This window comes from Mesorhizobium sp. M1088 (assembly GCF_040318575.1).
In the GTDB taxonomy this organism is placed as follows: domain Bacteria; phylum Pseudomonadota; class Alphaproteobacteria; order Rhizobiales; family Rhizobiaceae; genus Mesorhizobium.
In genome coordinates this window covers 41,526-66,057 of the sequence record NZ_JAMYMO010000017.1, presented here as the reverse complement: position 1 = coordinate 66,057, position 24,532 = coordinate 41,526, and the positions used below count along the sequence as shown (strand labels likewise).

At 63.3% G+C, this 24,532-nt stretch carries 25 protein-coding genes; 13 read left to right on the top strand and 12 right to left on the bottom strand.

The window, feature by feature from the left end; genetic code table 11:
- Window positions 1-175 precede the first annotated feature (175 nt).
- The 7 genes from NKH49_RS20015 (at window position 176) to NKH49_RS19985 (ending at window position 7,444) form a co-directional block, all read left to right on the top strand.
- On the top strand, window positions 176-1,666 hold the full coding sequence (locus NKH49_RS20015; RefSeq protein WP_352471085.1) for a replicative DNA helicase: 1,491 nt from the start codon (window positions 176-178) through the stop codon (window positions 1,664-1,666).
- A 168-nt stretch (window positions 1,667-1,834) separates the two neighbouring features.
- A complete protein-coding gene (radA, locus tag NKH49_RS20010; RefSeq protein ID WP_352927450.1) occupies window positions 1,835-3,253 on the top strand; it encodes a DNA repair protein RadA in 1,419 nt (472 codons plus the stop codon).
- Window positions 3,254-3,300: 47 nt separating this feature from the next.
- Window positions 3,301-3,972, top strand: a complete 672-nt coding sequence (locus NKH49_RS20005) for a CvpA family protein (RefSeq protein WP_023677716.1) — start codon at window positions 3,301-3,303, stop codon at window positions 3,970-3,972.
- 125 nt (window positions 3,973-4,097) lie between these two features.
- Complete coding sequence (purF, locus tag NKH49_RS20000) at window positions 4,098-5,567, top strand: amidophosphoribosyltransferase (protein WP_023677717.1); 1,470 nt, start codon at window positions 4,098-4,100, stop codon at window positions 5,565-5,567.
- A 74-nt stretch (window positions 5,568-5,641) separates the two neighbouring features.
- Window positions 5,642-6,382: an SDR family NAD(P)-dependent oxidoreductase gene (locus NKH49_RS19995; protein ID WP_254820236.1), complete on the top strand. Its 741-nt coding sequence runs from the start codon at window positions 5,642-5,644 to the stop codon at window positions 6,380-6,382.
- 89 nt (window positions 6,383-6,471) lie between these two features.
- The gene (locus tag NKH49_RS19990; RefSeq protein WP_502906756.1) at window positions 6,472-7,092 is read left to right on the top strand and encodes a hypothetical protein; all 621 of its coding nucleotides are present in this window, start codon (window positions 6,472-6,474) and stop codon (window positions 7,090-7,092) included.
- Between the two features lie 130 nt (window positions 7,093-7,222).
- Complete coding sequence (locus NKH49_RS19985; protein ID WP_254820234.1) at window positions 7,223-7,444, top strand: hypothetical protein; 222 nt, start codon at window positions 7,223-7,225, stop codon at window positions 7,442-7,444.
- Between the two features lie 34 nt (window positions 7,445-7,478).
- Here NKH49_RS19985 and NKH49_RS19980 read toward each other — a convergent pair whose 3' ends face one another.
- Window positions 7,479-7,985 carry an OsmC family protein gene (locus NKH49_RS19980; RefSeq protein WP_352820899.1) on the bottom strand — a complete coding sequence of 169 codons (507 nt, stop codon included), beginning with the start codon at window positions 7,983-7,985 and terminating at the stop codon, window positions 7,479-7,481.
- 322 nt (window positions 7,986-8,307) lie between these two features.
- Here NKH49_RS19980 and NKH49_RS19975 point away from each other — a divergent pair, with 322 nt between their 5' ends.
- Window positions 8,308-9,216: a DMT family transporter gene (locus NKH49_RS19975; RefSeq protein ID WP_502896494.1), complete on the top strand. Its 909-nt coding sequence runs from the start codon at window positions 8,308-8,310 to the stop codon at window positions 9,214-9,216.
- A 196-nt stretch (window positions 9,217-9,412) separates the two neighbouring features.
- Here NKH49_RS19975 and NKH49_RS19970 read toward each other — a convergent pair whose 3' ends face one another.
- Window positions 9,413-10,267 (bottom strand): LysR substrate-binding domain-containing protein, encoded by an 855-nt coding sequence (locus tag NKH49_RS19970; protein WP_352501842.1) that lies wholly within the window; start codon window positions 10,265-10,267, stop codon window positions 9,413-9,415.
- A gap of 114 nt (window positions 10,268-10,381) precedes the next feature.
- Here NKH49_RS19970 and NKH49_RS19965 point away from each other — a divergent pair, with 114 nt between their 5' ends.
- Window positions 10,382-10,789 (top strand): tautomerase family protein, encoded by a 408-nt coding sequence (locus tag NKH49_RS19965; RefSeq protein ID WP_352540794.1) that lies wholly within the window; start codon window positions 10,382-10,384, stop codon window positions 10,787-10,789.
- Window positions 10,790-10,958: 169 nt separating this feature from the next.
- Entirely contained in the window at window positions 10,959-13,181 is a 2,223-nt protein-coding gene (locus tag NKH49_RS19960; protein ID WP_352927446.1) for an AMP-binding protein, read from the top strand.
- A gap of 121 nt (window positions 13,182-13,302) precedes the next feature.
- On the opposite strand, the gene NKH49_RS19955 is transcribed toward NKH49_RS19960, so the two are convergent.
- From NKH49_RS19955 to NKH49_RS19945, 3 genes are all read right to left on the bottom strand, one after another.
- Window positions 13,303-13,566 carry a hypothetical protein gene (locus NKH49_RS19955; protein ID WP_352471079.1) on the bottom strand — a complete coding sequence of 88 codons (264 nt, stop codon included), beginning with the start codon at window positions 13,564-13,566 and terminating at the stop codon, window positions 13,303-13,305.
- A 224-nt stretch (window positions 13,567-13,790) separates the two neighbouring features.
- Window positions 13,791-14,606 carry a CDP-alcohol phosphatidyltransferase family protein gene (locus NKH49_RS19950; RefSeq protein WP_023677728.1) on the bottom strand — a complete coding sequence of 272 codons (816 nt, stop codon included), beginning with the start codon at window positions 14,604-14,606 and terminating at the stop codon, window positions 13,791-13,793.
- Window positions 14,607-14,609: 3 nt separating this feature from the next.
- Window positions 14,610-15,308, bottom strand: coding sequence for a phosphatidylserine decarboxylase (locus tag NKH49_RS19945; RefSeq protein WP_352615861.1), 699 nt, complete (start codon window positions 15,306-15,308; stop codon window positions 14,610-14,612).
- A gap of 266 nt (window positions 15,309-15,574) precedes the next feature.
- On the opposite strand from NKH49_RS19945, the gene NKH49_RS19940 reads away from it, so the two are divergent.
- The gene (locus NKH49_RS19940) at window positions 15,575-16,441 is read left to right on the top strand and encodes an SMP-30/gluconolactonase/LRE family protein (protein ID WP_352615863.1); all 867 of its coding nucleotides are present in this window, start codon (window positions 15,575-15,577) and stop codon (window positions 16,439-16,441) included.
- 5 nt (window positions 16,442-16,446) lie between these two features.
- Here NKH49_RS19940 and NKH49_RS19935 read toward each other — a convergent pair whose 3' ends face one another.
- The 4 genes from NKH49_RS19935 to NKH49_RS19920 form a co-directional block, all read right to left on the bottom strand.
- On the bottom strand, window positions 16,447-16,794 hold the full coding sequence (locus NKH49_RS19935) for an antibiotic biosynthesis monooxygenase (RefSeq protein ID WP_352471114.1): 348 nt from the start codon (window positions 16,792-16,794) through the stop codon (window positions 16,447-16,449).
- 89 nt (window positions 16,795-16,883) lie between these two features.
- Complete coding sequence (locus tag NKH49_RS19930; protein WP_352471076.1) at window positions 16,884-18,770, bottom strand: ABCB family ABC transporter ATP-binding protein/permease; 1,887 nt, start codon at window positions 18,768-18,770, stop codon at window positions 16,884-16,886.
- Between the two features lie 19 nt (window positions 18,771-18,789).
- Complete coding sequence (locus tag NKH49_RS19925; RefSeq protein ID WP_352471075.1) at window positions 18,790-19,164, bottom strand: ArsR/SmtB family transcription factor; 375 nt, start codon at window positions 19,162-19,164, stop codon at window positions 18,790-18,792.
- A gap of 59 nt (window positions 19,165-19,223) precedes the next feature.
- Window positions 19,224-20,729, bottom strand: a complete 1,506-nt coding sequence (locus tag NKH49_RS19920) for a LysM peptidoglycan-binding domain-containing protein (protein WP_352927441.1) — start codon at window positions 20,727-20,729, stop codon at window positions 19,224-19,226.
- Window positions 20,730-20,843: 114 nt separating this feature from the next.
- Between NKH49_RS19920 and NKH49_RS19915 the strand changes: the two genes are divergently transcribed.
- A complete protein-coding gene (locus NKH49_RS19915; RefSeq protein WP_352471073.1) occupies window positions 20,844-21,455 on the top strand; it encodes an LOG family protein in 612 nt (203 codons plus the stop codon).
- Window positions 21,456-21,556: 101 nt separating this feature from the next.
- Here the strand turns inward: NKH49_RS19915 and NKH49_RS19910 are convergent, their stop codons facing one another.
- The gene (locus NKH49_RS19910) at window positions 21,557-22,462 is read right to left on the bottom strand and encodes a LysR substrate-binding domain-containing protein (protein ID WP_352615873.1); all 906 of its coding nucleotides are present in this window, start codon (window positions 22,460-22,462) and stop codon (window positions 21,557-21,559) included.
- Window positions 22,463-22,562: 100 nt separating this feature from the next.
- Between NKH49_RS19910 and NKH49_RS19905 the strand changes: the two genes are divergently transcribed.
- Window positions 22,563-22,853, top strand: a complete 291-nt coding sequence (locus tag NKH49_RS19905) for a muconolactone Delta-isomerase family protein (RefSeq protein WP_352448978.1) — start codon at window positions 22,563-22,565, stop codon at window positions 22,851-22,853.
- A 55-nt stretch (window positions 22,854-22,908) separates the two neighbouring features.
- On the opposite strand, the gene rarD is transcribed toward NKH49_RS19905, so the two are convergent.
- Together rarD and NKH49_RS19895 are read right to left on the bottom strand one after the other, a co-directional pair.
- Window positions 22,909-23,841 (bottom strand): EamA family transporter RarD, encoded by a 933-nt coding sequence (gene rarD / locus NKH49_RS19900; RefSeq protein ID WP_352615876.1) that lies wholly within the window; start codon window positions 23,839-23,841, stop codon window positions 22,909-22,911.
- Window positions 23,842-23,991: 150 nt separating this feature from the next.
- Complete coding sequence (locus tag NKH49_RS19895; protein ID WP_352501831.1) at window positions 23,992-24,531, bottom strand: hypothetical protein; 540 nt, start codon at window positions 24,529-24,531, stop codon at window positions 23,992-23,994.
- Window position 24,532 lies beyond the last annotated feature (1 nt).

Here is a 24,532-nt window from a genome sequence, read left to right as displayed (position 1 = left end):
CGAGAACGGCTAGGCTCGCCATCTTGATTCGAGTCAATCGAGATTCTTTCCACCGAAAGATCCTGGCTGTGAATCGCGGGCATCAAAGTTGGTTGGTTGGGGACTGATGCAGATAAGTCATCACCGACTTGTCTCGTTCTGATATCGAAAGACGGGGATCAGGACCGGGGACATCATGGCAGAGGCAGCACGAAAATTCGGCGTGGCGGAAACACCGCTCTATCGCGAGGCGCCGAACAATATCGAGGCCGAGCAGGCGCTGCTCGGCGCCATACTGGTCAACAACGATGCCTTCTACCGCGTCTCCGACTTCCTGAAGCCCGGCCATTTCTACGAGCCGCTGCATAGAAAGATCTTCGAGGTCGCGGCCGAGCTCATCCGCATGGGCAAGATTGCGACGCCGATCACGCTGAAGACCTTCCTGCCGGCCGACGAGAAGGTCGGCGACATGACGGTGGCGCAATATGTCGTGCGGTTGGCGGTCGAGGCCGTCACCGTCGTCAACGCCACCGACTATGGCCGCGCCATCTACGATCTGGCGACGCGGCGCGCGCTGATCACTGTCGGCGAGGACATGGTCAACATCGCCTATGACGCGCCGGTCGACATGTCGCCCTCCGACCAGATCGAGGATGCCGAGCGGCGCCTGTTCGAATTGGCCGAAACCGGCCGCTACGATGGCGGCTTCGAGAGCTTCACCGATGCCGTCAAGACCGCCGTCGACATGGCCAATGCGGCTTATATGCGCGACGGGCATTTGTCGGGCGTTGCTACCGGCTTGCGCGATCTCGACCGCCGCATGGGCGGCCTGCAGTCGTCCGACCTGATCATCATTGCCGGCCGCCCCGGCATGGGCAAGACTTCGCTCGCCACCAATATCGCCTTCAACATCGCCGAGGCCTATGTCCCGGCGCAGCAGGCGGACGGCTCGTTCAAGGCGGCCAATGGCGGCGTCGTCGGCTTCTTTTCGCTCGAAATGTCATCCGAACAGCTGGCCACCCGCATTATTTCCGAACAGACGGAAATCCCGTCGTCGAAAATCCGGCGCGGCGAGATCAGCGAGATGGATTTCGAAAAGCTGGTCGCCTGCTCGCAGACAATGCAGAAAATCCCGCTGTTCATCGACCAGACGGGCGGCATTTCCATCGCTCAGCTGTCGGCCCGCGCGCGTCGCCTGAAGCGCCAGCGCGGCCTCGACGTCATCGTTATCGACTATATCCAGCTGATGCAGGGATCGAGCGCGAAATCCTCGCAAAACCGCGTCCAGGAAATCACCGAGATCACCACCGGCCTCAAGGCACTAGCCAAGGAGCTGGCGGTGCCGATCATCGCGCTGTCGCAGCTGTCGCGCCAGGTCGAGAGCCGCGACGACAAGCGCCCGCAGCTTTCGGATCTGCGCGAATCGGGCTCCATCGAGCAGGACGCCGACGTGGTGCTGTTCGTCTACCGCGAGGAATATTATCTGAAGAACCGCGAGCCGAAGCCGGGCACCGACGAATACATCAAATGGGAACACGAGATGAACGAGATGCGCGGCAAGGCCGAGGTCATCGTCGCCAAACAGCGCCACGGCCCAACGGGATCGGTCAGCCTCGCCTTCCAGGGCGAGTTCACCCGCTTCTCGGACCTTGCGGAAGAGCATCATATTGCGGAGAGGTTTGAGTAAGCGTTTGGCAGATGTCGCAACAAGAATGCGGGAGTACGGCGTTCCTTCACGCCCCCCTCTGTCCTGCCGGACATCTCCCCCACGAGGGGGGAGATTGGAGATGTCCGGCAGGACAGAGGGGGGCGCTGTCCCGCCGACCTGTCTTTCAATTGTCGCAGGCCGCGCCTGATGGCCAAATCCCGCGTCCAGTTCATCTGCCAGAATTGCGGCTCCGTGCATCAGCGCTGGGCCGGCAAATGCGATGCCTGCGGCGAGTGGAACACGCTGGTCGAAGAAGGCACGGCAGGCGGCATCGGCTCGGGCCCGGCCAACATGCGCAACGCCCGCAAGGGCCGCGCGGTGGTGCTGACCAGCCTGTCCGGCGATATCGAGGACGCGCCGCGCATCGTCTCCGGCATCGGCGAGCTCGACCGCGCCACCGGCGGCGGCTTCGTGCGCGGCTCGGCGCTGCTGGTCGGCGGCGATCCCGGCATCGGCAAGTCGACGCTGCTCACCCAGGCCGCGGCCGCGCTGGCGGCAAAGGGCCACCGCATCGTCTATGTCTCGGGCGAAGAGGCGGTCGCGCAGATCAGGCTGCGCGCCCAGCGGCTCGGCGTCGCCGACACCCCGGTCGAGCTCGCCGCCGAAACCAATGTCGAGGACATCCTCGCCACCATCGCCGATGGTAAGCGGCCGGATCTGGTCATTCTCGATTCGATCCAGACGCTGTGGACCGATATGGCCGATTCGGCGCCCGGCACGGTGACCCAGGTGCGTGCCGCCGCCCAGGCGATGATCCGCTACGCAAAATCCACAGGGGCGGCGATCGTTCTGGTCGGCCACGTCACCAAGGAGGGCCAGATCGCCGGACCGCGCGTCGTCGAGCACATGGTCGACGCGGTGCTCTATTTCGAGGGCGAAGGCGGCCACCACTACCGCATCCTGCGCACGGTCAAGAATCGCTTCGGGCCGACCGATGAGATCGGTGTCTTCGAAATGTCGGACAAGGGCTTGCGGGAAGTCGCCAACCCGTCCGAGCTTTTCCTCGGTGAGCGCCATGCGAAGTCGCCGGGTGCCGCGGTTTTCGCCGGCATGGAAGGCACACGGCCCTTGCTGGTCGAGATCCAGGCGCTGGTGGCGCCATCGACGCTGGGCACACCGCGCCGCGCCGTCGTCGGCTGGGACGGTGCCCGGCTGTCGATGATCCTGGCGGTTCTGGAAGCCCATTGCGGCGTCCGCTTCGGCACGCACGACGTCTATCTCAACGTTGCCGGCGGCTACCGCATTTCGGAGCCGGCGGCCGACCTGGCAGTGGCGGCGGCACTGGTTTCCTCGCTCACCGGTCTTGCCCTTCCCGCCGATTGCGTCTATTTCGGCGAAATCAGCCTGTCGGGTGCGGTGAGGCCGGTTGCGCATGCGCAGCAGCGCCTCAAGGAAGCCGAAAAGCTGGGTTTCGGACGCGCGGTTCTGCCCTTGGGCAGCGAGGAACTTGTTGGTGGTAATGCGGTCGGGGGGATCGGAGCCAGCGCTTTCCAGCCCACCGAGCTTGCCGATCTCGTGGCGCGAATAGCCGGCTCTCGGCGCAGCCGCGCCGACGAGCAAGAGTGATGCGGCTCGTCGGGCCGTGAAAAAGAGATCGGAGTGGGGCGAAAAACATGCCGATTACGCTGCTTGACGGAATTCTCGTCGGCTTCACCCTGGTCTCGGCGATGCTCGCTATGGTTCGCGGCTTTTCGCGCGAGATCCTGTCGATCATCTCCTGGGCAGCCGCCGCGGCCGCCGCCTTCTTCTTCTACAAGCCGGTGCTGCCTTACATTCAGCCCTATGTCGACAACGAAAAGGCCGCCATGGCGGCGGCCGCCGGTATCGTCTTCATTGTCGCGCTGATCGTCGTTTCGGTCATCACCATGAAGCTCGCCGACTGGATCATCGATTCCAGGATCGGCGCGCTCGATCGTACACTTGGCTTCCTCTATGGCGCGGCGCGCGGCATCCTGGTCGTCGCTGTCGCGCTGCTTTTCTTCAATTGGCTGGCCGGCGCCAAGGCTCCAGGCTGGATTGCCAACGCCAAGTCAAAGCCATTGCTCGAATCGATCGGCGCCAAGCTCGAAAGCCTGCTGCCCGAGGATCCGGAAAACGCCATCCTCAACAAGCTCAATCCGAATCAGCCGGCCACCGAGACGCCTCTGGCCCCCGATGCGCCTGCAGCGGAAGCCCCTGCCGCCGGCGACGACGCCACTGCTCCGGCACCCGACGACAGCGATGCGCCGCCGGCCGACAATGCGCCCGCGACGCCGGCACCTGCAAACCCGGCGCCGGCAAACTGATTTCGACAGACTTGCGAGGCTCAAGACTGTCGATCATGTGAACGCCGCACGACGTGCGTTGCTTTCGATGCGCTATGACCTTATATGGCGACTTTAGCGGAGCTTGAGCCCCAATGGCAGCCTCAGTGGCAGACGCAGACGACGTGCTTTCCGCCGAAGCCGACGACCATTTCCACGACGAATGCGGCGTGTTCGGCATTTTCGGCCGGCAGGACGCCGCAGCCATCGTAACGCTCGGTCTGCATGCGTTGCAGCATCGAGGCCAGGAAGCGGCCGGCATCGTTTCCTATGACGGCACCCAATTCCATGTCGAACGCCATGTCGGCCTGATCGGCGACACCTTTACTAAGCAGCGTGTCATCGACAGCCTGCAAGGCAACCGTGCCATCGGCCACACACGCTACGCCACCACCGGCGGCGCCGGTCTGCGCAATATCCAGCCTTTCTTCGCCGAACTTGCCGATGGCGGCTTTGCCGTCGCCCATAACGGCAATCTCACCAACGCTATGACCGTTCAGCGCGCCCTGCAGAAGCAGGGCGCCATCTTCTCTTCCACCTCCGACACCGAAACGCTCCTGCACCTGGTTGCCACCAGCAAGGAGCGCGACCTGAATTCGCGCTTCATCGATGCGGTGCGCCAGGTCGAAGGCGCCTTCTCGCTGGTGGCGATGACGTCCAAGAAGATGATCGGGTGCCGCGACCCGCTCGGCATCCGCCCGCTGGTGCTCGGCGATCTCGACGGCGCCTGGATTCTCGCCTCCGAGACCTGCGCGCTCGATATTATCGGTGCGCGTTTCGTGCGCGACCTGAAGCCCGGCGAAATGGTCGTCGTCACCAGCAAGGGCATCGAAAGCCTGTTCCCGTTCGAGCCGCAGAAGACCCGCTTCTGCATCTTCGAATATGTCTATTTCGCGCGGCCGGATTCGTCGGTCGAAGGCCGCAACGTCTATGAAGTGCGCAAGCGCATCGGCGCCGAGCTGGCGCAGGAAAGTCCGGTCGAAGCCGACATCGTCGTGCCGGTGCCGGATTCGGGCACGCCGGCGGCGATCGGCTTTTCGCAGGCCGCGGGCATTCCGTTCGAGCTCGGCATCATCCGCAATCACTATGTTGGCCGCACCTTCATCCAGCCCGGCGATTCGATCCGCCACATGGGTGTCAAGCTCAAGCACAACGCCAATCGCCGCATGATCGAAGGCAAGCGTGTGGTGCTGGTCGACGATTCGATCGTGCGCGGCACCACCAGCCAGAAGATCGTCCAGATGGTGCGCGATGCCGGCGCCAAGGAAGTGCATATGCGCATCGCTTCGCCACCGACGCGCGCCTCCTGCTTTTACGGCGTCGACACACCGGAAAAGTCGAAGCTGCTGGCGTCGCGCATGTCGGTGGAGGAGATGGCCGAGTTCATCCGCGTCGATTCGCTCGGCTTCCTGTCGATCGACGGGCTCTACCGCGCCGTCGGCGAGGCCGGCCGCGACAACGAGCAGCCGCAATTCTGCGACGCCTGCTTCACCGGCCAGTATCCGACCCGGCTTGCCGACTTCGAAGGCTCCGACAATGTGCGCACGCTGTCGCTCTTGGCTGCAGGCGGGTCGTAGGCCTTGCCGGTCCGTTTGTCTCCCTCCCCTTAGCCCCTCACGGCGGTTTCACCTTGCCTGTCGGAATCCATCGTATGAGCCTTGACCTCTCCGGCCGCGTTGCGGTCGTCACCGGCGCCTCGCGCGGCATCGGCTATTTCATCGCCAGGGAGCTTGCCGCGGCCGGTGCGCATGTGATTGCGGTTGCCCGCACCGTCGGCGGGTTGGAAGAACTCGACGACCAGATCAAGGCAGGTGGCGGACAGGCGACGCTGGTACCGCTCGATCTTGCCGACATGGCGGGGATCGACCGGCTGGGCGGCGCCATCCACGAGCGCTGGGGCAAGCTCGACATACTGGTCGCCAACGCCGCCGTGCTCGGCGTCATCGCCCCGATCGGCCATGTCGAGGCCAAGACCTTCGAGAAGGTGATGACCATCAACGTCACCGCAACATGGCGGCTGATCCGCTCGGTCGACCCGCTGCTCAGGCTTTCCGATGCCGGCCGTGCTATCGTGCTGAGCTCCAGCCTTGCCCACTCCGCACGCGCCTTCTGGGCGCCTTATGCGGCGTCGAAGGCGGCGGTCGAGGCCATGACGCGTTCATGGGCGCATGAGACCGAAAACCTGCCGCTCAGGGTCAATGCCGCCGATCCCGGGGCAACGCGCACCGCGATGCGGGCGCAGGCCGTACCCGGCGAGGATCCTGAAACACTGCCGCACCCTTCGGAGATCGCCAAGCGAATCGTGCCGCTGGCCAGCCCTACGCTCAAGGAGACCGGGCTGATCTTCCAGGCCAAGCACAATCGCTTTGTCGCCTACCGGCAGCCGGAGTAACCACACATCGCATTTTGCCGGAAGAATTGCGCCGGCACCAACGTTGTCCGGGTGCCACAATTCGAGAAACGGAGGACCATTTGCGGAGACTGCTTCTCTTGACTGCCACCGCGCTGCTTGCAGTGATCGGCGCCGCGTCGTCGCAGGAGGCAACGATGAGCTTTTTCGTCACCAGCGTCGGCTCTGGCAAAGGCGCCGATCTCGGCGGTCTCGCCGGCGCCGACGCCCATTGTAGTTCACTGGCCGAAGCCGCGGGCGTTACCGGCAAGACATGGCGCGCCTATCTCTCGACCACCGATACCGATGCACGCGACCGTATCGGCAAAGGCCCGTGGTTCAACGCCGAGGGCGTCAAGATCGCCGATGATGTCGCTTCCCTGCATAGCGATGCCAACGCCATCACCAAACAGACGGCACTCGACGAAAAGGGCCAAATGGTCAACGGCCGCGGCGACACGCCCAACCGGCACGACGTGTTGACCGGCTCCAAGCCGGATGGCACGAAAATTGCCGACCAGACCTGCGGCGACTGGACGCTGAGCGGAGCAGAAGGTGTGGCCATGATGGGTCATCACGATCGTACCGGCCTCGATGGCTCGGCAGCCGCCAAATCGTGGAATTCCTCGCATGCGTCACGCGGTGGCTGCAGCCAGGAAGCGCTGAAGGGCACCGGCGGCGACGGCCTGTTCTATTGTTTTGCGGTGAACTGAACCAAAACGACCCGACATCACGTGGCTGTGATACCGTGGCTTAACGCCGCGCTTTGGCCTAGCTTTCGCCGCTGGGCCGGAGTTGCTAGGATCGTGCGACTCCCAAAACAAGCAGAGCGAGGAAATACTCATGGCGGCACCGAGCGTAGCGTTAGTCTGGTATCTGGTGATCGCTGGCCCGCAAGGCGGCATGGTCGTGCTGCCCAGCACATTCGACACCCGCGAACAGTGCGCCTTCGCCATAACCGAATACCAGAAGCAACCGACGCCGGCCGGCTGGTCGGTGCAGTGCGTGCCGAGCGCCTCGCCCTTCGCCGACGAGGGCGACGCCGAGGAGCCGTCGGCGCAGTAGGACAGCGTGATCTCCCCACTTGAGGGGGAGATCGTCAGCGTCGCGCGCTTACCGTCAGCTCCGGCTTCTGGCTGATGGTCTGCAACACGACGCAGTAGCGCTCGGTCAGCTTGAGCAGCGCATCGATGCGCTCCTGCGGCTCGTCGGTGTCGAGGCCAAATGTCAGCCGGATGGCGCGGAAGCCAACCGGCGCATCCTTTGCCACGCCAAGCGTGCCGCGAAAGTCCAGGTCGCCTTCGGCTTCCACCGTGGCGGCCCCAAGCTTGAATTCCAGCGCCGTCGCTACCGCCTTCAGCGTGACGCCGGCGCAAGCCACCAGTGCCTCCAGCAGCATGTCGCCGGAGCAGAGTTCGAGCCCGGTGCCGCCGGTCGCCGGATGCAGCCCGGCAATGGCGATCGCCCTGCCTGTCTCGACCTTGCAGGCGATCGATTGGTCGTCGATCGAGCCTTTGGCGCGGAGAGTAATCAGCGCGCGCGAGGCGTCGTCGCGATAGGCCACCTTCAGCGGCGCCTGCACGGCCTTCAATGCGATCGCATCCATTTTGTCGTCTCCCATAATTGCCCTGGCTTCGCTGCTTTACGGCTATGCCGCCTGCCCCAAACGCAAGTCCGCGCTGGCGTAGCGCTTGGCAGGGTTTCGCCGGTATAGCCTGACGATACGGGGAGCATCCAACGCCATCACACCGTCTCTCGCAACACATTCGTAAGGCCGCCGGACATATGGCCGATATCGCCATCGTGAAAACCCGCGAACGGGTTCTTGCGGGAATCCTGTTCAGCGGGGCTGCCTACCTGCTGTTTTCGATGCAGGACGCCTCAAGCTGACACTATGGTGTCAGGAAGGGGCAGCGTAGGCTGGTGAGATGACGGGATCGCTGGACATGCCATGCACAGTGGAAAGCGCCCGCGAACGTACCCTCGGCATCATCCTGGTCTCGGCATCGGCGGCCGTCTTCGGCCTCACCGGCGTGCTGACCAAATCGATCCATGCCGACCCGCTGACCATTACCTGCTGGCGCGGCTTCGTCGGCTCGATCCTGATCAGCCTCTATGTGCTATGGCGCCACCAGCGCTCCGGCGGTCGCGACAGCCTGCGGCTCGGCTGGCGCGGCTGGCTGCTGGCGATCGAGGGCGCGCTCGCCAGCATCGCCTTCATCTCGGCGTTCAAGTTCACCTTTGTCGCCAATGTCGCGATCATCTATGCCACCGCCCCCTTCGTCACCGCGCTGCTGGCCCTCCTGTTGGTCCGCGAGCCGTTCCGGCTGCAGACGCTTGCCGCCGCCGCTGTGTCATTATGCGGTGTGGCAATCATGGTCTGGTCCGGCTTCGGCACCGGCCATTTGTTCGGCGACGGGCTGGCGCTGCTGATGACGATCGGCAGCGCGCTCTACATGATCATGGTGCGCGCCTTCCGCGACACGCCGGTGGTGTGGGCGGGTGCGGTGTCGGCATTCCTTTTGTTCGTGCTCGGCTGGTTCGTCGCCGATCCGCTGGCTGTCTCGGCCAGGGACGCTGTGCTTCTAGCCACCTTCGGCGCCTCGTTCGCGCTGGCTTCGATCCTGTGGACGGAGGGCACCCGGCTTATTCCGGCGGCCGAGTCCGGATTGCTGGGTTCAGCTGAAGTGCCATTCGCGATCCTGTTTGCCTTCCTGTTCCTGGCGGAGATCCCGCCGGCAGCCAGCATGGTCGGTGGCGCCATCGTGCTTTGCGCGGTGTTCGCTCACGCCGGCCGCGACTGGCTGATGGCCAGGCAGCGCGCAGCGGATGCATGACCAATCCTCGCCGCGTCCGAGCGCGAGTTGGTGGTCCGATCACGAGAAATCCGGTCCTGAAAATTAATTTGAAAAGTCATGGAACCATCATAGGGCTCAGGCATTATGGCTGCGACGGGCCACCCCAAGTCCCCCCAAACCCCTCGGCCCGTCCTACTCAGAAGCCGACCGCAAGGTCGGCTTTTTCTTTGCTGGCTCAATTGGCCAAGGCCAGGTTGCCGCTGAACAACGCTGCCAGATCCTGCGCCGGCCGGTCGGCATCCTCACGCAAGCGGACGGCGAATTCGGCGACCGGCACCGGCGGCAGATCAAGATCGCTCGGCGCCTCGACGATGCCGGAATGAGCGAAGCGCGCCGTCCTCAACGTCAAGGCGATGCCGGCGTGCACCGCCGTACGCAGGCCGGCAAGGCTGGCACTGCCGGCAGCAATGCGGTAGCGACGGCCGGCCGCATCGAGTGCACTGGTCGCCGCTTCGCGAAACCCGCAATGGGGATCGAGCAGCGCCAGGGGCAGTTCGTCGTGGCGGGTGGCCAGCCCGTTCTGTGAGCAAAGCCAGATCATTGGTTCCTTGAGCACACCGACTTCGTCCCGTGTCGGCACCTGCCGCATGGCAATGGCCAGATCAAGGGTGCCGGCCTGCAAAGCCTGCGCCAGTTCGGCGGAACGGCCGACGCGCAGTTCGATCCTGACGCGCGGATGGCTGACAGCAAAAGCCCTGAGAAGCTGCGGCAAGCCGCTGTCGGCGAAATCCTGCGTGGTGCCGATGGCGACGCGCCCGTCGGCGTGCGCGCCTTTGAGGGCCAGCCACGCCTCGCGGTGCGCGGCAAGGATGCGACGCGCGTGAACGATCAGATCCTCGCCTGCCGGCGTCAGGCCGCGCCCTCGCCCCTGCGGCACCAGCAGCGGTTCGCCGACAACATCCTCCAGCCGCTGCATCTGCGCGGTCACTGCGGACGGCGAGCGACCGACGATCGACGCGGCCCGCGCCAGGGAACCGCCATCGACGAAAGCGAGGAAAGTCTTGAGGAGGTCGGGATCGAACAACTGCATAATTCGATGCTATCAAAGTGTTTATCAAAAACAATTCTATTTTTTTGATCAAAGGACGATGGCATGATTTTCTCGACGGCGAAGAGGCGCCGCTTGAAACCGAGGAGAAGAAACATGCCGATCATCAATGTCAGCGTTACCGGCAAGCCCGATGCCGCTTTGTCCGCCGCCATTGCCAGGGAAGTGACCGAACTGACAGCCACGCATCTGCGCAAGGACGCGACGATCACAGCTGTTGCCATTTCCTATCACGACCCCGAGCACTGGTTCGCCGGCGGCAAGTCGCTGGCCGAGCATGGCACCAACACGGCCTGGCTCGACATCAAGGTTGTCGACGGTACCAACACCAAGCTCGAACTGGAGGCGTATCTGCAGGCAATTTTCGCGGCATTCGGCCGGCTGCTGGGTAAGGTGCATGAGGAAAGCTACGCCCTCGTGCATGAAGTGCCTGCGGCCGCCTATGGCTTTGGCGGCAAGACGCAGGAATTCCGCTTCATCAGCGGAAGGATGAAAGCGGCGTAGCTGCGATAAGCAGCCGAGCCGAATCAACATAGGCGAATCAACATAGGCGAATCAAACATGGGAGAGAGGGAAAAATGGAGCCGCATTGACGTTGATCCAACTTCGGCTAGGTTCTCACCCGAAGCGGCCGGTGAAGAGCCGCGACGTGAGATCGTTGGGAGATGCGGCGATGATCCTGACACTGGCGCTGCTTGCGGGTCTTGTCGCGGCCTGGCTGCTGATCGGCGTGGTGGAGAAGTTCCGCCTCGGCCTGCGTTTGAGCCAGGCGCTGCTCTACGTGCCGTTCAAGCTCGCCTACCGGATCAGCGACGACCGCATCAAGATTGCGCGCAGGTCGGTGGCCCCGGTCATCTATGTCATCTGGCATCAGTCACGCATCGAGCCGGCGCTGATGCTGTCGCTGCTGCCGGAGGATACGCTGCACATCCTCGACCAGGCTTCGGCCAGATCGCCGTGGCTGGAGCCGTGGCGCGAGCTCGGCCGCACCATCGCCTTCAACGCCGAGCATGTCTTCGTCAGCCGCAGATTGGTGCGGGTGCTGAAGGGCAAGGGCCGGCTCGCCGTTTACCTGCCGGATGCGGTCGAGCCAGACGTCAAGTCGTTTCGGTTGTTTCGCGCCATCACCCGTATCGCCATGCAGGCCGACGCCCGTATCGTGCCGGTCTTCGTTGCCGGCGCACGCAGCCTGCCGGCCTCGCTGACGCCGGCGGACAAGGCGCCGCGCCATTGGTTTCCGCAGCTGTCGATCAGCGCGCTGGAGCCGATGACCATCGCCGAGCTGGTGGCGCGGAACCCAGATCAGGCCTCCAACACCAATGCGCTGTTTGATCGCTTCGCCGAGGCCAGGCTTTTCGGCAGTGATCTCGACCGAGGGCTGTTCCTCGCCATGCGCGATGCGGCCGATCGTGTTGGCGCTTCGCACCCAATAATCGAGGACGTCATTGGCGGTGCCCTGAGCTACCGGAAAGTGTTCATCGGCGCCAGGGTTTTGGGCCGACGGTTCGAGGCAATAACAGCGCCGGGCGAAGCGGTTGGGCTGCTCCTGCCCAACGCCAATGGCGTCGTGCTGTCGTTCGTCGGACTTCTGTCGGTTGCGCGGGTGGCAGCAATGATCAACTATACCGCCGGCCCGGCCAGCGTCACCGCCGCCGTCCGCACGGCAATGATCCGCACCGTGGTCTCCTCACGCGCCTTTGTCGAAAAGGCCAACCTCGCCGACATCGTCGAGGCGGTGGAAAAGGGCGGGGCGAAACTGCTGTGGCTGGAGGATGTCCGCGCAAGCGTGACCGTGCTGGACAAGGCCGCAGCCGCCTTGCTGTGGCGCCGGCCGTTGCAGCGCCAGGATGCGGCCAAGCCGGCGGTGATCCTGTTCACCTCCGGCTCGGAAGGCACGCCCAAGGCCGTGGTGCTGTCGCACCGGAATCTTCTTGCCAATGCGATGCAGGCGGAAGCCCGCATCACCATCTCGCCGGCCGATATCCTGCTCAACGTGCTGCCGGTGTTCCACTCGTTCGGGCTGACCGGCGGCACCATCCTGCCGCTGGTCACCGGAGTAAAGCTGTTCCTCTACCCGTCACCGCTCCACTACAAACTTATTCCGGAGGTGGCGCGCAAGGTCCGGCCGACGGTGATGTTCGGCACCGACACGTTCCTCGCCAACTATGCCCGCACCGCCAAGGACGGCGATTTTTCCAGCCTGCGCTTCGTCGTGGCCGGTGCCGAGGCGGTGAAGCCGGAGACGCGCCGGGTTTACCGCGAGCGCTTCCAGGCCGAGATCATCGAAGGTTTTGGCTTGACCGAGGCCGCACCAGTGGTTGCCGTCAACACCGCCATCCACGGCCGCGACGGAACGGTCGGGCGGCTGCTGCCGGCCATGCGCATGAAACTCGAACCGGTCGAAGGCATCAGCGACGCCGGCCGGCTGTGGCTCGACGGGCCGAACCTGATGATGGGCTACATGACCGGCGACCGGCCGGGCGAGTTGCAGCCGTTCGAAGGCTGGCACGACACCGGCGATATCGTTTCGGTCGATCGCGAAGGCTTCATCACCATTCGCGGCCGCGCCAAGCGCTTCGCCAAGATAGCCGGCGAGATGGTATCGCTTGGCGCGGTCGAGATGCTGGTGCAGTCGCTGTGGCCGGAAGAGCATCACGCCGTGGTGGCAGTGCCGGACAAGCGGCGCGGCGAGCGCCTCGTTCTGGTCACCACGGCCGACAATGCCGATCCCGACGAATTGCGGGAATTCGGCAAAAAAGCCGGGGCGGCCGAACTGATGGTGCCGAACGACATCGTCAAGGTCGAGGAGATCCCGGTACTGGGCTCCGGCAAGACCGACTATGTCTCGACTAGAAAGCTGGCGCTCGAGAGGCTGGGACTGAGCGCAGCCGCCTGAGGCTTGCTGTCGAAAATTCTAAAGCGCGTCGCGTTCGACCGGCCTTGTGCGACGCGCTTTAGATTCTTGTTTTTATGCATGTCGTTATCGCAAAACCGCTGCACACTTTTGCGCGAATGCATTAGAGGACTACCACCGACAACAGCAGAATGACGCCGACGGCCATCATCAGCAGGCCCGGCCAGTTCTGCGACAGGCCGAGAAAACGGAGCCCGCGTCGTCGCGGCTCCAGAGTCGGACCTGGTGTTGCGAGATTGGGCGTCGGACTGTCCGGCGCGGTGGAGACAGCGGCCGGCTCACTAAGCCGCCCGCGCATGATGGCCGCAATCGCCATATACACGAGGCCGGCGACAGTCAGTAACGCGCCGATGAGGATGACAGCCATTTCTCCTCGTTTTCCGATGGTTCTGCGCCCGATGCGGCAGCTTGCGCTACGTTGACGACGTATCACGAGCAGCCGCTCAGGCGGACCTACCAACACAAACGGTCTAGCCGCCCAGCAAGTTCCGAAAACGGGGTTTTTGAGGTGCGTTCCACAGCGCCGCGTGCTCTGCGAGCCTTTTTGGAATCATGCACTGCCAGGCGCAACGCGAACTGGCACCAAATCCGTCAGCCAATATCCGAGGACGGCACCTTCTCGCCTTCGCGCTTGGCGCGTCTCGAATAGGCCCGCACGCTGAACGGCAAGAAGACCAGATAGCCGGCAACCGAGGCCGTCAGCGTATACCAGGGATAGGTCATCAAAAGCAGGACGTAGAGGACGACTGCGAGGATGATCGGCAGCACCCTGTCGCCCGGTATCCTGACGCTCTTGCCGGAATAGACGGGCAGTCTGCTGACCAGCAGGAACGCCACCAATATTGTAAAGCCGGTGGCAATGAAGGCTGCCAGGCGGCTGGGTTCAAGCCCAAGCCTGAGGAAGAACAGATAGAGCGGCAGCATTACAAGCACCGCACCCGCCGGCGCCGGCACGCCGACGAAATATTCGGTTTGCCACTGCGGACGGTCGAGCTCTTCGTCGAGCACGTTGAAACGGGCAAGCCTCATCCCACAGGCGATGGTGAACAGCAGCGCGGCGATCCAGCCCGGCGAACCTGCCCTGTCGAGCAGAAAGGCATAGAGCACCAGCGCCGGTGCCACGCCGAAATTGACGATATCGGCCAGCGAATCCATCTGGGCGCCGAATTTGGAAGTCGCCTTCAGCATTCGCGCCAGACGGCCGTCGATACCATCCAGGAAGGCGGCGAGCAGCACCATCACCACCGCTGGCTCGAAGCGGCCCTCGAAGCCGAAGCGAATACCGGACAGGCCGGCGCAGATGGCAAGCACCGTGACCAGATTGGGCAGCACCATGCGCATCGGGATTTCGCGAATGCGCGGGCCACCGCCGCCATGCGCCTCGAATTTCTTGAACGGCGGCGCCACCGGTCAGGAGACCCGCACGAGCGGCGTTGCAGCAACGCCGCCGAATTCCGCCAGCACCGTCTCACCGCCAACCGCGGTCTGGCCGACGGCGACACGCGGCGTCGCGGTCGAGGGCAGGAACACATCGACGCGCGAGCCAAAGCGGATCAGCCCGAAGCGCTCGCCGGTGCCGATGGCGCCGCCGGGCTCGGCCCAGCAGACGATGCGCCGCGCCACCAGGCCGGCAATCTGTACCGCGGCGACCGTTCCATTGGGGCTTTCGATGACCAGCCCGTTGCGCTCGTTCTCGGTGCTTGCCTTGTCGAGTTCGGCATTGAGGAATTTTCCTGGCCGATGCTCGATCCTGGAAATGCGGCCGCGCACCGGGGAGCGGTTCACGTGGCAGGAAAAGACGTTCATGAACACCGAGATGCGGGTCATTTCACCGCCGCCGAGGCCAAGCTCGCGCGGCGGCACGGCCGGGCCAACCGCCGAGACGATGCCGTCGGCCGGGCTGACAACCAGCCGGTCGTCGATCGGCGTGACACGCTCGGGATCGCGGAAGAAATAGGCGCACCAGGCCGTCAGGATGAGACCGATCCAGAACAGGGTCGAGGAGAAATAGCCAAGAAAGAGCGTCGCCGCGCCGAACGCAGCAATAAAGGGATAACCCTCGCGATGGATCGGAACGAACGCATTCTTGATCGTGTCAACGAGGCTCATGGGATGAGGGCAACCTTGGTTCCAAGTCCGGCCTCAATAGCGGAAACACCCCGCGGTCGCAACGCGACAATGAGAACGCTCGGGGGGTGGCGGTCGCCGCCGTTTCGGGATGCCGTTAGCAGCATCCGGACTGCCGAAGTGATCAACCGGAAATGTTCATTGCGATTGTCGGAACGCAGCACTCTCGCCCGTCCTTGGCAAGACAGCGCCTCTCATCGGCCTTTCGGCCATGACGATTTGCGCAAAAACCCGGAGGTTCTCGGCCCATGCAGAAATCAGTAGCCAGGCAAGTGCAAGTGGTGATGAACGGCTTGGCCTTCGGCGAGTCACCGCGCTGGCACGACGGCCGGCTGTGGCTCTGCAACTGGGGCACGGGCCAGATCATCGCCGTTGACGCCCTAGGCAACAGCGAGATCGTGCTCACCGTGCCGGCCACCCTGCCCTATTCCATTGACTGGCTTCCGGACGGGCGCCTGCTTGTCGTGTCCGGCCGCGAAGGGCTGATCCTCAGGCAGGAGGCAGACGGGACATTGGTCACCCATGCCGATCTGAGACAACTATCAAAGAGCCCGTGGAACGAGATCGTGGTCGATGGGCGCGGCAACATATACGTCAATGGCGGTGGGCCTGCTCCGGCCCTCGGCCAGCATTTCGGTCCCGGCACCATCGTGCAAGTTGCACCGGATGGCTCGGTTCAGCAGGTGGCTGAGAACCTCGCGTTTGCCAATGGCATGGCGGTGACGCCCGACAACAAGACGCTGGTCGTTGCCGAGTCCCACGCAAACCGGCTGACCGCCTTCGACATCGCTGCCGATGGTGGCCTTTCCAACCGCAGGATCTGGGCCAATCTCGGCAACGGTTTTCCCGACGGCATCTGCCTCGATGCCGAAGGTGCGGCCTGGTATGCCGACGTTCCGAACCGGCATTGCGTGCGGGTGCGCGAGGGCGGCGCGATGCTCGAAAGCGTCGATGTCGACCGCGGCTGCTTTGCCTGCATGCTCGGCGGCAGCGAGGGAAAAACGCTGTTCATCGTCGCCGCCGAATGGCGCGGCTTCGAACATATGATCAGCGATGCCCGTACCGGCCAAGTGCTCAGCGTCGACGCTACTGCGCCGGGCGCCGGCTGGCCGTAGAGAGCTTACATCCCGGGAATCCGCTGATAGTTGGCAATATCGGCCTTGACGCCAAGTCGCGAAATGGTCTCCTGAGGATTGAAGCCGCTGCGCTCATGCGCAGCCTTGATGATCGGCACGACCTTGTCGACGGCGGCCTGCCCTTCCCATTCGACAATGGTCACGAGGTTGAACTCGCCCGGCCCCGAGAATTGCTCGAGCAGGAAATCCTGGACGAACCCTTGCTGCTGGCGCAGCAATTCATGCGTCATCCGGACCTTGGCAAGAATCTCCTCGCGGGCGTTGGCCGGAACGACAAACTTGTCCACCCGGAATACGCTGCCGCCAGTACCTGCCTGATTTATCCCATTCATATCGATTGTCTCCGTTTTTGAACGACGCATTTTGCTGCGATCCAAAACGGCCTACGATCTCAACTTAAGTTGAGGTCAAGCACGAATTTTCAGCTCACCTCCGAGGTGCGGCGGCGGACGACGACGCCGAACTCGTCGCTTTCGCGGGCAATGCGCAGCCGCTCCTCGGCCTCGCTTGCCTCGCGCTGGCGGTCCCACATCGATGCATAAAGGCCGCGCTTGGCTATCAAGGCGACATGGGTGCCGCGCTCGGCGATCTGGCCATCCTGCAGGACGATGATCTCATCGGCCGAAATCACTGTGGACAGCCGATGGGCGATGACGAGGGTGGTGCGGCCCTGGCTGACCAGGTCGAGTGCCGCCTGGATCTCCTGCTCGGTGTGGCTGTCCAGCGCCGAGGTCGCCTCGTCGAGCATCAGGATCGGCGGTGCCTTCAAAATGGTGCGGGCAATCGCCACCCGCTGCTTCTCGCCGCCGGACAGTTTTAATCCGCGCTCGCCGACCATTGAGCGATAGCCGTCGGGCAGCCGCTCGATGAACGGTCCGATCTGGGCCAGTTCTGCCGCCTTGCGCACATCCTCCTCGCTGGCGCCGACGCGGCCGTAGCGGATATTGTAGGCGATGGTGTCGTTAAACAGCACCGTGTCCTGCGGCACCATGCCGATGGCAGCGCGCAAGCTCTCCTGCGTCACGTCGCGAATGTCCTGGCCGTCGATCAGAATCTGGCCGCGCTGGATGTCGTAGAAGCGAAACAAGAGCCGCGAAATGGTCGACTTGCCGGCTCCGGAGGGGCCGACGATGGCCACCGTCTTGCCAGCTGGCACCTCGAAGCTGATGCCCTTCAGGATCTTGCGGTTGGGGTCGTAGGAAAAATGTACGTCGCGGAACTCGACCCTGCCGGCATCGACGACCAGCGGATTGGCGCCCGGCCGATCGACGATCTCACGCTTGACGTCGAGCAGATCGAACATGTTTTCGATGTCGGTCAGGCCCTGGCGAATTTCGCGGTAGATCATGCCGATGAAATTCAGCGGCACCGAAAGCTGCATGAGCATGGCGTTGACGAAGACGAAATCGCCGACGCTCTGTGTGCCCGCCTTCACCTCGAGCGCCGACATCACCATGACGACGGTCATGCCGATACCGAAGATCACACCTTGGCCGAAGTTCAGCCAGCCAAGCGAGGTCCAGGTCCTGGTCGCCGCCAACTCGTAGCGCGCCGTGGACCGGTCGAACCGCTCGGCCTCCATGGTTTCGTTATTGAAATATTTGACTGTTTCGTAGTTGAGCAGCGAGTCGATCGCCTTCGTGCTGGCTTCATTGTCGCTTTCGTTCATCTCACGGCGGATCGAAATACGCCAATCGCTCGCCCTGACGGTGAACCAGACATAGAGCCAGACCGTGACCGCGATCACCAAGACGTATAGCCAGCCATAGGTGACGGCGAAGATGCCGGCGGTGAGCGCGAATTCGACGATTGTCGGCGCCGTCGCCAGCATGGTGAAGCGGACGATCGTCTCGATGCCCTTGGTGCCGCGCTCAATGACGCGCGACAGTCCGCCGGTGCGCCGTTCGAGGTGGAAGCGCAGCGACAGTTCGTGCATGTGCACGAAGGTGCGGAAGGCGAGCCGGCGGACCGCATGCTGGCCGACCCGTGCAAACAGGGCATCGCGTAACTGGTTGAAGCCGAGCTGCACCAGCCGCACCGCATTGTAGGCGACGACCAGCATGACCGGCGCCAGCAGCAGGGCCGGCAGCGGCGGCGGCGATTTGCTATCGCCGGCCAGTGCGTCGGTCGCCCATTTGAAGAAATAGGGTCCGGCCACCAGGGTCAGCTTGGCGACCACCAGCAGTACGGTGGCCCATACCACTCGGGCCCTCAGGTCGGCGCGGTCGGCCGGCCACATATAGGGCCAGAGATTGCGCAACGTTCTGAAGGTCGAGCCAGAATCTGCGGAAACGGTTTTCTCGGCCATTCTTGTTTACCTTATGATTTTAGCGGCCGGAGCAGCAGGAATCGACCAGCGCGGCCAGCGATGCCGAAACATCGGCGAGCGCGGCGCGGTCGAGCTCATAGCGGGAGCGCTGGCGGTCAGGCTCGAAGCGGATCAGCCCGGCCTCGACCAGGATCTTCAAATGCTGGGAAACGGTGGACTGCGCCAGGTCGAGATGCTCGACGACCTCGCGACAGCAGCAGGAACGGCTTGCGGAAAGGTGTTTGAGAATTTCGATCCGCGCTGGATGCGAAAGGGCCGCGAGCCGGACAGCGACAGCGCGGCTATCCGGCATGCAGTTGGCCGGCGTGCAGTTGGCCGGCGGGCGTTCATCTGCCGCGCGGCTTCGGTCCGTTACGAGGGGGGATTCGGTCATCGTCCATCGGCGATAAACGATGACTGGCCCTGCCGCAAGCTATCCTGATGGGCAGAAGGCTATTCGGCCTTGACTGGCGCCGTCGTCATCTGGTCGCCCATTGCCTTGAGATCGGCGGGCTCGCCTTCCTTCGATTTCTCCGGCACCTTGAACACCTGCCCCGGCCAGATGCGGTTCGGATTGCTGATCTGGTCCTGGTTGGCGAGATAGATGGTCGAGTAGCGCATGCCCTGGCCATAGACCCGCCGCGAAATCCGCCACAGCGTGTCATGGCGGCGGATGATGACTGCACCATCGGCATGTTCGAGCTTTGGCGCCACTGTCTCGGGCGTTTCGCCCGGAGGCGTTGCGACAGCCATTTCGGCCGGGGCCTCGGTTGCAGGAGTGGGGACAGTTGCGGGCGTTTCGGTGGCCGTTGCCGGTGCGCCTTCGGTCGCCGGAGCATTCGGCTCGGCTGGTTTTATCCCGGCAGGCTTCTGCTCGGCCGGCGCCACGGCCGCAACCGCCTCACCAGGCTCGCGCTCGAACGGCACAGCCGCACGGGCAACCACCGTCACGCCGTCGGCATCGAGCGCATCGACGTGGATGGTGTAGGTGCCGACCGGGATGTCGCGTGTCGCTTCGACCAGGAAGTGGCGGTCGGGCGAGGTCTTCGCGTCACCGAGCAGGATATCGTTGGCATACGCACGCACCTTGCGGCCGGGATCGGCGACGCCGGCAACGAAAATCTTGTTGCCGTCGATTTCGACAGCTTCGACGACGATCTTCCGCTCCGCCGCGGAAGTAGCGGGCGCTGCCGGTGTGGCGGGCGCTGCCGGAGCCGGCGCGGCTTCAACAGCGGCCGGCGCGGCAGGAGCAGACGCTGCTGGAACGTCAGCCGCCGGGGCGGCTGGCACCGGCGCTGCGGCAGCCGGCAATTCGATGCCCGTGGCGGGTGGCTGAACGGCCGCCTGTTCGCCGACAGGCGGCGAGGCGTCAGATTTCGCCTGAGGGGCCGGAACAGTGAGCAGTTCGGACGGCTTGCCCGGCTCCTCGACCATTGCCAGCACCTGGCCGGTGGAATTCTGGGGGATCGAAACGACGGCGGTCTGCGCCGAGGCGGTCACGACATTGCCAGCCGTCGAGCGCAGTGTGATCGTGTAGTCGCCGGGCTTCAGCGGATCGTCGAGAATAATGGCAAAGGCGCCGTCGGGACCGGCGACCGTCGAGCCGAGCACAGCCGAACCGTTGAGAATCTCGACCTTGGCGTTGGGCGCCGCATTGCCGGCGACGACGATCGAGCCGTTGCTTTCGACGCGCACGATGTCGAAGGTCGGCACGATTGCACCTGCTGTGGCCGGCGCGGCGGGCGCTGCCGCATCGGTGGACGCGGCAGACGCAGGCGGCAGCCGGTCCTCGGTCGCCGGAGCGGCCGGTTTCGAAGCCGGCGGCGTCAGCGCCGCGACCTCCGCAGGCCGGGTAGAATTGAGATACGGGTCGAGTGCGCCCGATACATAGGCGGTTCCCGCTGCTGCGACAGAGCCGCCAGCCGCGAACAAAAACGCCTTCAATGGATTAATTGCCATGTTTCCCTGCCCCTTAGCCACCTAATTTCGGTCTAGCCTGTTTTGCCAAAGCCGACAAGAAAAAGCCCGCCCCGGGGCTTGACCATGCCTATAGTCCCTATCACCAATCATAACATGAACACGATTCGATCTGTCTGCGTCTATTGCGGCTCGTCCCCGGGCCGAGATGAGACCTATATCAAGGCCGGACACCTGCTTGGCCGCTCGATCGGCAAGTCCGGCCTGCGTCTGATTTATGGCGGCGGCACTAAAGGGATCATGGGTGCCGTCGCTGAAGGGGCATTAAAGGCCGGTGGCAAGGTAACCGGCATAATTCCACGCTTTCTGATCAACCGGGAGGCGACCGAAACCGCGCTTAACCGGCTCGACGAGCTCGTCATCACCGACAACATGCACGAGCGCAAGCACAGGATGTTTGAGAAATCCGACGCCTTTGTGGCGTTGCCCGGCGGCATCGGCACGGTCGAGGAGATCGTCGAGATCATGACTTGGGCGCAGCTCGGCCATCACCGCAAGCCGATCGTCTTCGGCAACGTCGGAGGGTTCTGGGATCCGATGCTGGCGTTGCTCGACCACATGGCAACGGAGGGCTTCATCCACACGGCGCAACGGGTCAAGCCGCTGGTGGTCGAGGATCCGGAAGCAATCGTCGCCGCTATCATGGTGGCGGGATCCTCCGTCGATGCACCGACGGAGGGTGTGCAGTCGGTGATTGATAAGATGTAGAGTGAATGGTGAATGGTGAATGGTGAATGGTGAATGGTGAATGGTGAATGGTGAAGTAGAAGACTTTCCAAACCGGCGCCTGTCCATTCACTATTCACTATTCACTCCTTGCCTACTGCCTTCCTCAAGTCTCCGATGACCGCACGCTTGTCCTGACGCCGCCAGGCGAGATGGATCGAGACGGTGCGTTCAAACCACGGCAGATCGCGAAACACGGTCTGAGGCGGCGCGGCACTCCGCAGGCTGGCCTGCACCGTCGCCAGCCCAAGCCCGGCGCTGACCAGGCCCAACGACGTCAACGGATCGGTCGTCTCATAGGCAATGTCGGGCAGGAAGCCCGCCTTCGCGCAGGCGGCGAGAAATTGGCTGCGGTTGGTGTCGTCAGGCTGGCGCACCACCGTGATCCAGGTGCGTCCGTCCAGTTGCTGCGGCAGTATCTCCGCGATTTCTGCCAATGGATCGCCTTCCGGCATCGCCAGAACCAGCGGCTCGCGCATAATGAGCATGGCGGCGATGTCGGGATCGTCGGCAGGAGGAGGCGTGTAGACGAGGCCCAGATCGAGCGATCGTTCGCGCAGCGCTTCGATCTGGGCGGCGGAACGCTGATCCTTCAGTTGAAGATGAAATTCGGGCCGGTCGCGGCGAAACTGGCGCAGCATCCGAGCGACAAGCCCGGCATGGACCGCACCTTCCACATAACCGATGGCGAGACGGCCGACCGTACCGCTGGCGAGATTGCGGCCGAGCTCCTCCAGCCGTCTTGCATGGGCCAGCAGCGTACGCGCCTCGGCAAGAAAAGCGCGGCCCTCGGCATTGAGATGAACACGCTGCCTCGCCCTCTCGAACAGTGCGACGCCCAGCTGCTCCTCCAGCTGAATGATCTGACGGCTGAGCGGCGACTGCGAGATGTGCAGCAATTCGGCGGCACGCCCGACGTTGCCGGTTTCGGCCACCGTGATGAAATAGCGAAGCTGGCGCAGGTCGAACATTGTTGCTTCGATGCTCAAGTCCCGTGAGGTCTCAAATTTAGCCTAATCAGTCTTGGACTGTCTGGCCAGCAGAAGCGAATATTTCCGCCATTCCAACGGCCAACATCAGGAGATTCCGATGCAGTTCTTTGCCCTTCTTGCGCGCAACACCGAAAAGTTCACCGACGCCGATTTCGCGCCGCTGCTGCCTGGCGAGGCCGAGCAGCGCCGCACGCTCTATGCCGAAGGCGCCGTGCGTCAGGTGTGGAATCGGGGCGACATTCCCGGCAGCGGCATGATGTTCGAAGCCGGCAGCGATGCCGACGTGCGCCACCATCTTGCAACTTTGCCGCTGGTCAAGGCCGGCATGATGGATATTGCCGCCGTCGTGCCGCTGCAGCCATATCCCGGCTTCGGGCCGAAGCGCTGAGCGCTCGTGAAAGACGCGGCTGCCGGCATTAAGACCGGCCAGCCGCCTTTCTTCGTTACGCGGCTCGAGCTGATGCGGAAACGGTCTTGCGCGCCGAAGAAAACATCGACCAGGAGTACATCGCCAGTGCCGCCCAGATCAGCCCGAAGGCTATGGCCTGAACACTGCCGAAAGGTTCGCCGAAAATCAGCACCGCGATCAAAAAGACGATCGTCGGCGCGATATATTGCATGATGCCGATGGTGGAGAGGCGCAGCAGCCTGGCGCCGAACGCAAACAACAGCAGAGGCACGGCGGTGACCGGACCGCAGCCGATCAGCAAGGCGGTGTCGTTCAGCGAGCTCGAGACGAAATGATCCTGTCCTGTGGCGATCAGGAAGATGATGTAGCCGAGTGCCGGCACCGACAGCAGCAGCACTTCAAGCAGGAAGCCCTGGCTCGGGCCGATTGGCAGCGTCTTGCGGAAGAAGCCATAGGCGGCAAAGGAAAAGGCCAGCACCAGCGACACCCAGGGCAGTTTGCCAGCGTCGATGGTCAGCACCGCGACCGCGATTGCCGCCAGCACCACCGCCGCGATCTGCAGACGGTCGAGCCGCTCGCCGAGGAGCAGCGCGCCGACAACGACGCTGACCAGCGGGTTGATGTAATAGCCGAGCGCGGTCTCGATGGTGCGTTCGACCGCGATCGCCCAGACATAGATGCCCCAGTTGACCGAGATCAGCGCCGCCGTCAGCACCGCCATCGAAATGATGCGCGGCGAACGAACTGCCGCTTTGAAATCGGCAGTGCGACCGGCCCAGACCAGGACAGCGGCCGCGATCGGCACCGACCAGACGATGCGGTGGGCGATAACTTCGGCCAGCGGCAGATGCGCGACAGCCTTCATGTAGAAGGGCAGCAGCCCCCAAAGCAGGTAGGCGCCGAGCGCCAGCAGGAAGCCGCGACGAGCTTTGGTGTCGGCCTCGATGTGAAGTGCTTGGGTAGTCATGGCCCAAGGCTATGCGCCAGCGGCTTGCCCAAAACCATCGCAAATTGCTGATGGATCAATGGAGTCTTGCTGATGGTTCAACACGACCGCTAAATGTCGAACAATTGCCGCTGTCTGCGAGAGTGATTGCAGGCCCGGCACGACACGGTCTCAAGGCGGAGCAGGCTTCTCCTTGAGTTCGAAAAAGACGTTGTCGGGCGAACCTTCATCGTGCCGAAAGCCCGTCAGTTCCGCCGCAAGATCGAGGGGAAGGTCAAAAACAAGATCGACCTCTGTACCTTTGCTATCTTCTTCATCCTGCTTTGAAAAACACTGTTGCTTCAGCGCTTCGAAAGACGCAGGGAGATCACCCGTGACATGCAAGTCCCGCACGGTCTTGTCGCCGCTGTGCCAGACTTTCCAGATGTTCCTTCCGTCGCGCCAGAGCTCGGCGCGCGCGAACATTACATGCTCTTCTATGTGCGCGATCACGATTTCCCGCTCTTGCGAAATCGCGGCCAGATATTGCTGAGGCGGGTTCGGAAAGCTGCAGGGATCGAGGATGATGATCGCCCAGTTCTTTTCGCTGGCATAGGCGTTCACAGGCGCTTCGAAAATCTCCGATGGATCGCCAATCTCGCGTCCGAACAACGCCGCAGCTTCCTTTATCCCGTAACCGCGAAAGCCCAGCCAACTTATCGAAAAGCCCATT